The sequence below is a fragment of the Tardiphaga sp. P4_G1 genome (assembly GCF_056401215.1).
Genome location: NZ_JBFUJU010000004.1, coordinates 194,051 through 206,134, shown reverse-complemented (window position 1 = coordinate 206,134; position 12,084 = coordinate 194,051). Strand labels below are relative to the sequence as shown.

The window sequence follows — 12,084 nt, the reverse complement described above, 5'->3', positions numbered from 1 at the left end:
ACGAGCGCGCTTTACCCGCCGACTTCAACAACGACTCTGATAATAAAGCGAATGCAATCATGAATGCTCCCGCACCCTCTGCCGTCGCGCTGAAGAACGTCGCGCGCCGCTTCGTCACGCCTTCGGGTGACGTTCTCTCCGCGCTTGAGGATTTCGACCTCACCATCGCGCCCGGTGAATTCATGGCCGTGGTGGGCCCGACCGGCTGCGGCAAGTCGACGACGCTCGGACTGATCGCCGGGCTCGCCCGCCCGCAAGGCGGCGAGGTCACATTGTTCGATGCGCCGGTGACCGGTGTCGATCGCCGCGTCGGCTTCGTGTTCCAGCAGGATGCAGTGTTTCCGTGGCGCGACGTGCTCGGCAATGTCATGGCCGGGCCGCTGTTTCGCGGTGTCCCGAAAGACAAGGCGGAGGCTACCGCGCGCGACTGGATCATTCGCGTCGGCCTGAAGGGCTTCGAACATCACCATCCGCATCAGCTCTCTGGTGGCATGCGCAAGCGCGTGGCGCTGGCGCAGACCTTCATCAACAATCCGCAGGTCCTTTTGATGGACGAGCCGTTCTCCGCGCTCGACGTGCAGACCCGCGAATTGATGCAGGAGGAATTGCTGCAGCTCTGGGCGCAGGCGAAATCGGCGGTGCTGTTCGTCACCCACGATCTCGACGAAGCCATCCTGCTCGCCGACCGCGTCGCCGTTCTGACCACACGACCGGCGCGCGTGAAGTCCGTCCACACGATCGACCTGCCGCGTCCACGCGATGTCGCGACGCTGCGCTACGACGAACGTTTCATCGCCATCGCGCGAAAGATCTCTGACGACCTGCGCGAGGAAGTATTGCGCGCACGGGCAGGACACTAGAATGACCGAGACAACAGTGACCGCCCCCCTCGCCACCGACGGCCGCATCGAGACCGCCGTGCAGCGCCTGCGCCGCCATCAGCGCCTGGTGCTGGCGCTGCGGCTTGCCGTTCTCGTATTCCTGATCGGCGGCTGGGAATTCGGCGTCCGCCTCGGCGTGATCGATCCGTTCTTCTTCGGCCAGCCATCCGGCATCGTCACCAAGCTGATCGACTGGACCGAAAACGGCACCTCGATCGGGCCGCTGTGGAAGCAGATCTGGGTGACAATCTACGAGGCCGGCGCCGGCTTCCTGATCGGCTCCGCCATGGGCATCCTGTGCGGCATCGCGCTCGGGCGTAACCAACTCCTGTCCGACGTGTTCTCGATCTACATCAAAGTCGCGAATTCGATCCCGCGCGTCGTGCTCGGCTCGATCTTCATCGTGGCCCTCGGTCTTGGCGCGGCATCGAAGATCGCACTCGCCGTCGTGATGGTGTTCTTCGTGGTGTTCGCCAACGCCTTCCAGGGCGTGCGCGAGGCCGACAAGAATTTGATCGCGAATGCACGCATCCTCGGCGCCAGCAACTGGCAAATGACCCGCGCGGTGGTGCTGCCTTCGGCGCTGTCCTGGATTCTCGCCAGCCTGCATGTCTCGTTCGGCTTCGCGCTGGTCGGTGCCATCGTCGGAGAGTTTTTGGGCGCCCGCGAAGGCATGGGCCTGCTGATCGCGACCGCACAGGGCTCGTTCGATTCCAACGGCGTGTTCGCCGCGATGATCGTTATCGCGATCGTGGCGCTGCTGGCCGAATGGATCCTGACCATGATCGAAAACCGGCTGCTGACCTGGCGCCCGGATACCACCGTTAACGAGTGACCACTGAAGCCCGGCGCGCTTGATTCAAATCAGCGCGCCGGCGGTCATTCCCAGTGCAACAATGTTGTCCGCCTCCCCCCGCGACGACACATTTCCCCGCCGCGACGAAACCGTTTTGCAGAATTGACGCAAATCTCCTGAAACGGCCGCTGGGTACATCTCCTGCCAACGAGGCGCCGAACGGGCGCTCATTCACAGGCGCTCAAACGGAGATTCCCATGATCACCCTCGCTTCTTTCGAACGAAAAATTCGCCGCGCTGCCGTCGCAATCGGCGCGCTCCTTGCCGGCGCATTCTCCTTTGCCCATCCGGCAGCCGCAACGCCGCTGCCGCTGTTTCCGTTCTTCATGGCGCCGCCGGTCCAGAGCGAGCCTGCGCCCTATGTGCAGTCGCCGCAGATGGATGACGAGCGCTCTGCCATCGAACAGCCCGCGCGCTTCAGGCGGCAGATCGTCAACTATCCGACCCGCGAGGCCGCCGGCACGATCATCGTCGATACGCCGAACACCTATCTGTATTACGTGCTCGGCAACGGTCAGGCGCTACGCTACGGCATCGGCGTCGGCCGCGATGGTTTCACATGGTCCGGCGTACAAACCGTGACTCGCAAGGCCGAATGGCCGGCATGGACCCCGCCGGCTGAAATGATCGCACGCCAGCCCTATCTGCCACGCCACATGGCCGGCGGCCCCGGCAACCCGCTTGGCGCCCGTGCCATGTATCTCGGCGGCACCATCTATCGCATCCACGGGACCAATATGCCGGAGACCATCGGCACGCAGGTGTCGTCCGGCTGCATCCGCCTCACCAATCAGGACGTGTCTGATCTGTATTCCCGCGTCACAGTCGGCACCAAGGTCGTCGTGCTGCCGATGGATCGCCGTGCAGACAGCGCAAGCGGCAAGCGTGGCTAATCTGAGGCGCGGCTCCTAACTGGCGCGCGTCACCACAGCATTGTAATGTCCCCGCGTTTTCGAGCGGGGACATCATGCGTCTGAAACCAATTCTCATCGGCGCGGTGCTGGTCGCCGTCTTTTTCATGGTCGCACTCAAGGTGATGGACTATGTGGCTCCGCGCGGCACCGGATCGGCGCCGGTGCTGGTCGCATTGCCGCCACTGCCACCCTCACCCGCACGCAGTTCAAGCATCATCGCGCCGGTCGCCATTGCACTCACCGCGATCCGCGATGCCGCAGACCGCGGCGCACCGCGCAGCTTCAACGGCACGGCTGACAATCCCGTACAGCAATTGCTGCAGGATGCCGATATCAAGTGGACCGCCGCACGCGGTCCGATCGCGGCGACCGGCGCGCAGGACACGCTGACCATGTCCGCGCCGCTGACCGGCGCGCTCAATGTCACCGGCGCCATCTCGACGAATGTGCGCGATGCGCTGGGCGGCGCGCTCGGCAACCTGCTTGGCGGCAATGTTGCCAAGCAGCTTGGCAACATCAACATCAAGAACGTCAATGCCAATGCGGAAATCCGCGGCAATGTGGTGGTCTCGGCGCAGCCCCGGCTGACCCCGAACTGGCGGATCGACCCGAACCTGGCCGCGCAGGTGACACTCGGCGATACCAATGTCGCGGTCGCCGGTGCCCGCATCAATGTGCCCGCGCAGGTCAAGCCGATGATCGACAATGCTGTCAACGAGCAGATCATCGCCCTGCAGCAGCGCCTGCGCAACGATCCCGCTTTCGAACAGAATGCCCGGCGCGAATGGGCCAAACTCTGCCGGTCGATCCCGCTGCAAGGTGCGAGCGCATTGCAGAACCTGTTCATCGAACTGAAGCCGACGCGTGCCGTCGCCGCCCAGCCGCGCATCGATGCCAGCAATTTGACGCTGACACTCGGCGTCGAGGCCGAAACACGCGTAACCTCAACACAGACGCAGCCGAATTGTCCGTTCCCTGCCACACTCGCCATCGTGCCGCCCGGCCCCGGCAAACTCAGCATCGGTGTGCCCGTGGACATGCCTTTCACTGAACTGAACAAGATCATCGAGGCGCAGCTCGTCGGCAAGACATTCCCGGAAGACAATTCCGGCGCAGTCGCAGTGACGGTGAAGAAGGCAACTGTCTCGGCATCCGGCGACCGCCTGCTCATCTCGTTGCTGGTGAATGCCAAGGAGAAGCAGAGCTGGTTCGGTCTTGGCGGCGAAGCAACCGTCCATGTCTGGGGCAAGCCTGCGCTCGATCAAGCGGCACAGACGCTGCGCTTTACCGATCTGGAACTTGCCGTTGAATCAGAAGCGGCCTTTGGCCTGCTCGGCGCGGCAGCACGTGCAGCTATGCCATTGCTACAGAAGACGCTGGCCGAACGAGCGACCATCGATCTGAAGCCCTTTGCCTCGAACGCGCAAAAGAAGATCGCTGCCGTCATCGCCGATTTCCAGAAAAACGAAAACGGCATCCGCGTCGGCGCCGAGATCAGCAGCCTCCGCCTTGGCGGGATCGCCTTCGATTCCAAAACACTCCGGGTGATCGCGGAAGCGGATGGCGCCATCAATGTGAATGTGACGGCCTTACCGGGGCTGTAGATTTAACGCGATGACACGGCGAAGGGCGCACCCGCAAAATGGGGGCGCCCATATAGTCAGCCTACTGGTTCTTGGCTCGCGTTGTCACAACGTGACGCAAAAAGGCCTTACATCGCATACTTGAACTCAGGCATCGCCTTCAATTGATCCTTGCTGGCGCCGCTGAGCACCGCATGGTCGGGGTACCAAGGATTAGCTTTGGCGGCTGCGGGAGCTGCACCCGAGGTGGCTGCACCCGTGGTCATGCCGCTTGGCGGCGAGGTCGACTTCATGCCCGATGAACCGCCAGTTGAAGACGCCATTGTTGCGACCGGCTCGTTCACGAATTTGATCTTGTCATAAGGCACGGCGATCAGGCGTTCGCCGACACCGAGGAAACCACCGACGCCAATCACCACCGCCTTGATGTTCCCCTGCTTGTCGGTCAGGAGATCGTTGATCGAGCCGAGGCTCTCATTGGCTTCGTTATATACGCTCAGACCGACCACCTTCGATGTACGCCAGTTGCCATTGAACGTCGTATCAGATGCAGTGACCGGCGCAGCTGCCGGGGCTGTGGTTGTCGTAGTTGCGCTCGGGCTCTGCGCGAAAGCTGCGGTTGCCAGCAACGCCGAACCAACGATACCAGCCGTCATGTATTTCTTGAACATATGTTCCTCCTGTCGTTGTGGGTCGTCCAAAACCAACGCAGAGGTACAATGACTGTTCCGGTTCCACCGAAATTGGTCGTTAGAATTCGCCCCAATAGGGTGCGACGCCGTAGTGGCGATGCAGCGCTTCTTCCTGCGACCTGTCGCCCCAGTCGAACTCGCGTTTCTCGGTGAATGACGGCGCGCTGCGCAATTCCTCTTCGCTGATATCAAGTTGATACGCGTCGAGCGTGCGATTGAAGGTCAGCCGCGCCCAAGGCAGCGGCAGCAGATTCGAGCCGAGACCGAGAAAGCCGCCGAAGCTCAGGATCGCGTAGGACACTTTGCCGCTGATCTTGTCGATCATCAGACGTTCGATATGACCGATGCGTTCGCCATTCGGACGTCGTACCGCCGTTCCCTCGATCCGGTCGCTCGCAATCAGGCTATGCGGCTTCGTCATGACGTCGGGAGTCATTGTCGCCTCCATAAATCAATTGAAGGGGTAACAATGCCCGGACGTGTTCCTTGTTCCGGCAATAGCGCGAAAGTGACCTGCACAAAAGAAACCACCACCTTATCCCTTGCGGGAAAGATGGTGGCGTCAGCCTGGTCGTAAGCGTCGCGGTCTTCGTATCAGGTCTGGTAGTCGATCAGCAGGGCGGTGAATGACGCCTTGCTGCTGGATGCTGTAGCGCTGGTGCCGCTCGCGCTGTAGGAGCTTGAAGACGAGGCCTCCAGCGATTGCTTCAGCGAGTCCAGGAACTGCTTCATGATATCGGAGATACTCGTCGCACTGTCCGTATCATCGGTACTGTCGGTACTATCGGCGCTATCCGACGGCGGTGGGCCGCCGGGTCCACCGCCGGGAGGTGGACCACCGGCACCGCGAGCGCCGCCTGCTCCACCCGGACCGCCATCGGCGAAGGCCGACTGGAACACGCCCTGCAATTCGGTGGCCTGGTCCGAGGTCAGCTTGCCGCTGGACACCTGGGCACTGATGAGATCGTCGATCTTCGATTTCATCTCGTCCGGCGACGGCCGGCTGCCGCTGCTCTGGCTCGAACGGTCGGCCTGCAGCGACGAGTCGATATCGGTTAAAGCAGAGGACAGCGCATCCTGATCGCCGCTGCTGATCTTTCCGGAGGAAAGCTCGGCCTGCAGCTCCTGCTGCAGTTTCTGAAGGGGGGATTGGTAGGAACTGCTGGACGCAGCCGAGATAGAGGTCATGATCTGCTCCAAGGTGCTTGCTTAGTGCTCGCAACTTGCGGTTAACCTTCTTAACGAGGTCTTGTTATTGCCTTGCTGACATGTTGCGGTTTGTTGCGCCCCAGCCACCAGCAATAGTCCGAAACAAAAAACTTCTGCAGCCCGCGCCGATCCCGGCCAAAAGAGTTCGCATGGCAAACGTACCGAACATCCTGGTCGTAGAAGACGACCGCGAAACCCGTACGCTGATCGCGAAGTATCTGCGTACCAATTCCTGCAACGTCACCACCGCTGCCGACGGGCGCGAGATGGAAAAGGTGATGGCCGACACCCGTGTCGACCTGCTGATCCTCGACGTGATGCTGCCCGGCGAAGACGGCCTCAGCCTGTGCCGCAAGGTGCGCGCCGAGTCGCAACTGCCGATCATCATGCTGACGGCGCGCGGCGAAGACGTGGACCGCATTCTCGGCCTCGAAATGGGCGCCGACGACTACCTGCCAAAGCCCTTCAATCCGCGCGAATTGCTGGCACGCATCAATGCAGTGCTGCGCCGACAGGCCACGGCGCTCAATGCCAGCGCCACGCCGAACGCCACGGCGCTGTCGTTCGCCGGCTGGCAGATCGACCTGCGCCTGCGCGAATTGCGCAATCCCGAAGGCGCGCGCGTCGCCATGACCTCGGCCGAATTCGATCTGCTGCGTGCCTTTGTCGAGCGCTCGGGCCGCGTGCTGTCGCGCGACAGCCTGCTCGATCTCACGCAAGGCCGCAGCGCCGGATCGTTCGAACGCAGCATCGACGTGCTGGTCAGCCGCATCCGCCGCAAGATCGAGATCGACCCGCAGGACGCGCAAATGATCAAGACGGTGCGTTCCGGCGGCTACATGTTTACGCCGACGGTGGAAGCGGTCGCGACGGCGACGACCAACTAGTTTCAGCGAGATGTTCAGCGTCCTCAATCTGCGTCGGATCAGCGGCCAGATCACCGCCCTGGTGGTGATGTCGATCGTGGCTATCCACATCGTTCTCTCGCTGCTGTTCACGCTGATGAGACCGGACCCGAATGATCAGGAGCGGGATCGTGGCCATGGCGAGTTGATCGCGATCGTTCGCTTGCTGAAGGCGACACCGATCGCCGATCGCCCGGAACTTCTGGTCAATCTGAAAAACGCCTTTCCCAAATTCGACATCCGGCCAGTCCCTCGGGATGCAACGGTCACAACCGACAATGGCCCCGACTATCCGCGTCACAGCTTACGCCGGCTGCTTGGTTCCGACGCGCGACTGCTGACGATCGGTGGCGCGCCGGACCGGATCGGGGTCACCCTCCCGGACGGCGACATGTTCTCCTTCAGTAGTCTGCCGGAGCGACGACCAGGCTTCTTTCTGGGCGGTCCCTGGGTTCTGACGTTTCTGTTCGTGGTGATCAGCCTGACGCTGCTGGGCCTGTGGGCGGGCCGCATGCTGTCCGCGCCGCTTTCGGCCTTTGCCAAGGCAGCGGAAGAGTTCAGCCTGAACGGCTCGGCTGAGCCCCTGCCCGAGCGCGGCCCCGAAGAAATTCGCTCGGTGGCACGCGCGCTGAACCGGATGCGCGAGCGCATCGGCACGCTGATTGACGACCGCACCAAGATGCTGGCCGCGATCAGCCACGACCTGCGCACACCGATCACCCGGCTGCGTCTCCGTTCGGAATTCATCGAGGACGACGGCCATCGCCGCCACATGCTGCGCGACCTCGACCAGATGCGATCGATGCTCGAAGCGGTGCTCTCGTTCCTGCGCAACGACCGCCGGCTGGAAGAGATGACGCTGACGGATATCGCCACAACCCTGCAGCTGATCGCCGACCAATTTGCCGACATCGGGCATATGGTGACCTATCAGGGCCCGTCCCACGCCATGGCGATGGCCCGGCCCGACGATCTGCATCGTGCAGTGACCAACCTGGTCGAGAACGCCGTGAAGTTCGGCTCGGAAGCGAATATCTCTCTGACGATGTCCGAGGGCGGCGCCATCATCGACGTCGCCGATGACGGTCCTGGCATTTCGGACGCACAAAAGAGCGCGATGCTGCAACCCTTCGTACGCGGCGACGACGCCCGCAACATGGATCATGAAGCTGCCGGCTTCGGCCTCGGCCTATCGATCGCCCGCGCCGTAACGCTGGCCCATGGCGGCGAATTGACACTGCTGGATCGTCAGCCGCGTGGCCTGATCGTCCGCATCACGCTGCCGGCACGCGATACGGACAGAGCCGCAGCGTAGCGCTCAGTTCGCCTTCACCGCTGGCGCAACGCTGTGGACCGCACCCGGCTTGCGCAGATGGATCGTAGCGATGTCATCGCTATAGATCTTTTCCCAACCATCGACGCGATCGAGCAACTTGGTCGCCGCGCTCTGGGTTCGCAGCAAGGTCGCCTCGATGTCGTAGTCCTTCAGCAGCCGGAACAGATTGTCAGGCTCGATCAGACCGCTGGCATTGTTGTGGTCGACCATCAGCTTCGTCCCGAACAATTCGGTACGGCCATCGATGAAGGTCGGCACCCCACGCGCGATCAGATAGCCGCCGAAGTCGTAATCGTTGAACACGCGACTGAGATTGAGCTTCTGGAGTTCGGTCACCGCCTTTGCGGGCGCAGCCGCCTCACGCGGCATGTAGCGCTGCACGGACGCCAACACGAATGTCCCGGCGATTAGACAGATCGCGATCCCCGCGAATAACAAGCTGCGCTGCGGCGATACATGATTGGCCTCTGGCATCTGAGGTCCACCGATTTGTCGACCAAGCGGCGTCGCCAAGACCATCGGCGCCAGCAGCGCCAGCACTTCGGCGTTGCGCACGTGACTGAGCGCCATGAACACGAAGCCGATCACGAGCACAATGCGCATCGGCGGCAGCGTGACGCCGCGCCATAGCGCCAGCGCGAACGCTGCCAGCACGGTCAGTTCCAGAGGCCCGGCATGATTGAAATTCGCAGGCCGCCATTCGCCGATCAGCGCCAGCGCTTCGCCGAGATTGAGAATGCGACGCGACGCCAGCAGCGAGTCCCAGCCATAAGGCGTCACGCAACTTGCTGCCAACGCGGCAATGCCGAACAGCGCCCAGCGCAGCAGCAGCGCGCGCTGCACCGTCTTCGGTGCATGCCAGATCGCATCGATGCCGATCGGACCGATCAGCGCCAATCCGAGAATGAAGCCGCCGTGCAGGTTGGCCCAAAGCGCCATCAGCGGCAGCAGCCAGAAGGATGGCACACTCCTGCGATCCATCGCATTCACAAGGCCGGCGACCCATGCCACCATCACCGGCATCGCCAGCAGATGCGGCCGCGCAACAACATGCCCCGCCATCAGCGCGAGAGCCGTTGCAACCAGCACCAGTGTTGCCGTGGTCGGCAGACGCTTGTCGAGAAACCGCGTCAGCACCGCGATGGTGAGAGCGACCGCACCCGCGCCGAGTACGACAGGGCCGGTCCAACCGGCGACGCCATAGACCAGCGCGTAAAGGACCTGCGCCAGCCACTGCGTGGAGATCCACGGCTGGCCACGCATCGTAAAGGAATAGATGTCGGTCTGCGGAACTGCCTGATGATCGAGAATCCACTGCCCCACTGCGATCTGCCAATAGGTGTCGGGATCGTTGAGCAGTGCTTTGCCCGCCGCCAGCAGCAGCGCATAGACCGCGATTCCCGCCCAGAGCGGGAGCAGCCCGTGCATCGTCTTGCGGGCTTCGGCGGGATGGGTGGCGGACATCGTCATGCTCGGCATGCCCTTAGAAAGTCGCAAGAAAAGCGCAGGAATACCGCAAGAAAGCATGACAGGGCATAATTTGGGGTAAATACCGGGCGGAACTCGCGAATCTGGCCTACAGAAAGACGCAATTCGAGCCCTCATCTCGGATAATTGAATCGGATGGTTTAGGCCGTCTGAAAGACTGCCTCCGCTACTGGCGGGGGACCGAAGTTTTCGAGACCATTCATGAAACGTATTTCTCTGTCCCTGGCGACGATTCTGGCTCTTGCCGCTCTTCCGCAACTGGCATCCGCACAGCAGCGTGCCGACTACGACGCCATGGTTGCCACCCATGCCCAGGCCAATGGCGTGCCCGAGGCGCTGGTGCATCGTGTGATCGTGCGCGAAAGCAAGTATCACCCCAATCTGATCGGCCGCGGCGGCACCATCGGCCTGATGCAGATCAAGCTCGCGACCGCGCGCGGCGTTGGCTACACCGGCACCGCCGAAGGCCTCCGCGATCCCAACACCAATCTCACTTACGCGGTGAAGTATCTCGCCGGCGCCTACCGCGCTGCGAACGGCAATCACAACCGCGCGGTGTCCTACTATGCCGGCGGCTACTACTATGCCGCCAAGCGCCAGCGCCACGAGGTTTCTGCGCCGCCGCATCAGCCGCTCTTCGCCAAGGACGCCGAGCGCCTGCACCTGCAGAACACGGCCAATGCCAACGCGCAGGCTCCGAAGCCGTAATTGTGCGTGATCGGGTGGAATCCCAAGGGATTACACGTCAAGGGATTCCCGGGGCGCGTTGACACGCCCATCCATAGGTTTACATTAGAGTCGTTCCGAGGGGGGCTCCGACGAGGAGCTGAGATACCGCAAGCTTGCACTTTTCCTGTTCCGGAAGAGACGCGCGAGACCGCGGTGACCCTTTGAACCTGATCCGGGTCATGCCGGCGAAGGGACAGGGATGTTTCAGACTACGCAATCTCCGCGCGGGGACTCTCCCGTGGCGGGTCAATCGATATCAGTCATTGGCGCTGGCATTGCCGGCGCTTGGCAGGCGTTGATGCTGGCCAAGGCCGGTCACGCTGTGACGCTGCATGAGCGCAGCGATTCCGGCATGCGCGATGCCACCAGCCATTGGGCCGGCGGCATGCTGGCGCCTTGGTGCGAAGCCGAAGTCTCCGAGCCTGTGGTCTCCCGCCTCGGCCTACGTGCACTCGATCTGTGGCGCGAGGAACTCCCCGACACACCGTTCAATGGCTCGCTGGTCGTTGCACATGCGCGCGACCGCGCCGATTTCGAACGCTTCGCCAAGATGACCTCCGGCCATACGCGGCTGGATGCAGCAGGCGTCGCCGAGATCGAGCCCTCGCTCGAAGGCCGGTTTCGCGACGGGCTGTTCTATCCCGGCGAAGGCCATGTGGAGCCGCGCCGCGTGCTCCCGCAACTACACGCCCGGATCACCGCCGCCGGCGGCATCATCAAATACAACAGCGAGCAGCAGCCGAAGGACCTCGACGGCCTGGTGATCGATTGCCGCGGGCTTGCAGCACGTGATGATGCCAGCACGCCGAAGCTGCGCGGCGTCAAAGGCGAAATCATCATCATCGAGACCGACGAGGTGCAGCTCTCGCGCCCGATCCGCCTGATGCATCCGCGATGGCCGCTTTACGTGATCCCGCGCGCCGACAACCGCTTCATGCTCGGTGCGACCTCCATCGAAGGCGAGGACACCGGCGTCAGCGTGCGCTCTGCACTCGAGCTGCTCGGCGCTGCCTATGCGGTGCATCCGGCCTTTGCCGAAGCGCGCATTCTCGAATTCGGCTCGGGTTTGCGTCCGGCTTTTCCCGACAACCTGCCGCGCATCGCGATCGACAAGAACATGATCGCGGTGAACGGCCTCTATCGCCACGGCTTCCTGCTGGCGCCTGCGCTGGCGGAGCTGACGCTCAACTATATCAAGCGGGGCGAGATCGATAATGAGGTGATGCAATGCAAGTGATCGTCAATGGCGAGCACCGCGAGATCGAGGCGTCGCATGTCGGTGCGCTGCTGCAGGAACTGGACTACGAAGGCACGCATTGTGCCATTGCGCTGAATTTCGACGTGGTGCCACGCAGCGCATGGGCGCAAACGCCGCTCAAAGCAGGCGACGAGATCGAGATCATCACGCCACGGCAGGGAGGGTGAGAACGTGCACCTCCTTGACGTGATCAATTCGCAAAGGCCGCTGTGCTCCCCTCCCCCTTGCGGGGA

General features: G+C 62.4%; 13 protein-coding genes and 1 riboswitch. Of the genes, 9 read left to right on the top strand and 4 right to left on the bottom strand.

Annotation, left to right across the window (positions count from 1 at the left end):
- Positions 1 to 59: 59 nt before the first annotated feature.
- The 4 genes from AC1DUY_RS11415 to AC1DUY_RS11400 all read left to right on the top strand — a co-directional run bounded on the left by AC1DUY_RS11415 (position 60) and on the right by AC1DUY_RS11400 (position 4,255).
- A complete protein-coding gene (locus tag AC1DUY_RS11415) occupies positions 60 to 860 on the top strand; it encodes an ABC transporter ATP-binding protein (RefSeq protein WP_478114328.1) in 801 nt (266 codons plus the stop codon).
- A gap of 1 nt (position 861) precedes the next feature.
- Positions 862 to 1,716: an ABC transporter permease gene (locus AC1DUY_RS11410; RefSeq protein WP_231077590.1), complete on the top strand. Its 855-nt coding sequence runs from the start codon at positions 862 to 864 to the stop codon at positions 1,714 to 1,716.
- Between the two features lie 218 nt (positions 1,717 to 1,934).
- Complete coding sequence (locus tag AC1DUY_RS11405; RefSeq protein ID WP_089267363.1) at positions 1,935 to 2,630, top strand: L,D-transpeptidase; 696 nt, start codon at positions 1,935 to 1,937, stop codon at positions 2,628 to 2,630.
- Positions 2,631 to 2,704: 74 nt separating this feature from the next.
- Positions 2,705 to 4,255 carry a DUF4403 family protein gene (locus AC1DUY_RS11400; protein WP_231077591.1) on the top strand — a complete coding sequence of 517 codons (1,551 nt, stop codon included), beginning with the start codon at positions 2,705 to 2,707 and terminating at the stop codon, positions 4,253 to 4,255.
- 107 nt (positions 4,256 to 4,362) lie between these two features.
- On the opposite strand, the gene AC1DUY_RS11395 is transcribed toward AC1DUY_RS11400, so the two are convergent.
- From AC1DUY_RS11395 to AC1DUY_RS11385, 3 genes are all read right to left on the bottom strand, one after another.
- Positions 4,363 to 4,905, bottom strand: coding sequence for a PRC-barrel domain-containing protein (locus tag AC1DUY_RS11395; protein WP_175367198.1), 543 nt, complete (start codon positions 4,903 to 4,905; stop codon positions 4,363 to 4,365).
- 79 nt (positions 4,906 to 4,984) lie between these two features.
- On the bottom strand, positions 4,985 to 5,362 hold the full coding sequence (locus tag AC1DUY_RS11390) for a PRC-barrel domain-containing protein (RefSeq protein WP_120289287.1): 378 nt from the start codon (positions 5,360 to 5,362) through the stop codon (positions 4,985 to 4,987).
- A 158-nt stretch (positions 5,363 to 5,520) separates the two neighbouring features.
- Positions 5,521 to 6,114 carry a hypothetical protein gene (locus AC1DUY_RS11385; protein WP_089267575.1) on the bottom strand — a complete coding sequence of 198 codons (594 nt, stop codon included), beginning with the start codon at positions 6,112 to 6,114 and terminating at the stop codon, positions 5,521 to 5,523.
- 170 nt (positions 6,115 to 6,284) lie between these two features.
- Here AC1DUY_RS11385 and AC1DUY_RS11380 point away from each other — a divergent pair, with 170 nt between their 5' ends.
- Positions 6,285 to 7,022 (top strand): response regulator, encoded by a 738-nt coding sequence (locus AC1DUY_RS11380; RefSeq protein ID WP_089267366.1) that lies wholly within the window; start codon positions 6,285 to 6,287, stop codon positions 7,020 to 7,022.
- A 10-nt stretch (positions 7,023 to 7,032) separates the two neighbouring features.
- Positions 7,033 to 8,355, top strand: coding sequence for an ATP-binding protein (locus AC1DUY_RS11375; protein ID WP_478114323.1), 1,323 nt, complete (start codon positions 7,033 to 7,035; stop codon positions 8,353 to 8,355).
- Positions 8,356 to 8,358: 3 nt separating this feature from the next.
- Here the strand turns inward: AC1DUY_RS11375 and AC1DUY_RS11370 are convergent, their stop codons facing one another.
- Positions 8,359 to 9,846 carry a hypothetical protein gene (locus AC1DUY_RS11370; RefSeq protein WP_478114321.1) on the bottom strand — a complete coding sequence of 496 codons (1,488 nt, stop codon included), beginning with the start codon at positions 9,844 to 9,846 and terminating at the stop codon, positions 8,359 to 8,361.
- Between the two features lie 219 nt (positions 9,847 to 10,065).
- Here AC1DUY_RS11370 and AC1DUY_RS11365 point away from each other — a divergent pair, with 219 nt between their 5' ends.
- From AC1DUY_RS11365 to thiS, 3 genes are all read left to right on the top strand, one after another.
- Positions 10,066 to 10,572: a transglycosylase SLT domain-containing protein gene (locus AC1DUY_RS11365; RefSeq protein ID WP_478114319.1), complete on the top strand. Its 507-nt coding sequence runs from the start codon at positions 10,066 to 10,068 to the stop codon at positions 10,570 to 10,572.
- 88 nt (positions 10,573 to 10,660) lie between these two features.
- A riboswitch (TPP riboswitch) is annotated at positions 10,661 to 10,805 on the top strand.
- On the top strand, positions 10,793 to 11,830 hold the full coding sequence (locus tag AC1DUY_RS11360) for an FAD-dependent oxidoreductase (RefSeq protein ID WP_478114317.1): 1,038 nt from the start codon (positions 10,793 to 10,795) through the stop codon (positions 11,828 to 11,830). (Overlaps the previous riboswitch by 13 nt.)
- Entirely contained in the window at positions 11,821 to 12,018 is a 198-nt protein-coding gene (gene thiS, locus AC1DUY_RS11355; protein ID WP_068732274.1) for a sulfur carrier protein ThiS, read from the top strand. The genes AC1DUY_RS11360 and thiS overlap by 10 nt, the downstream gene beginning before the upstream one ends.
- Positions 12,019 to 12,084: the final 66 nt, after the last annotated feature.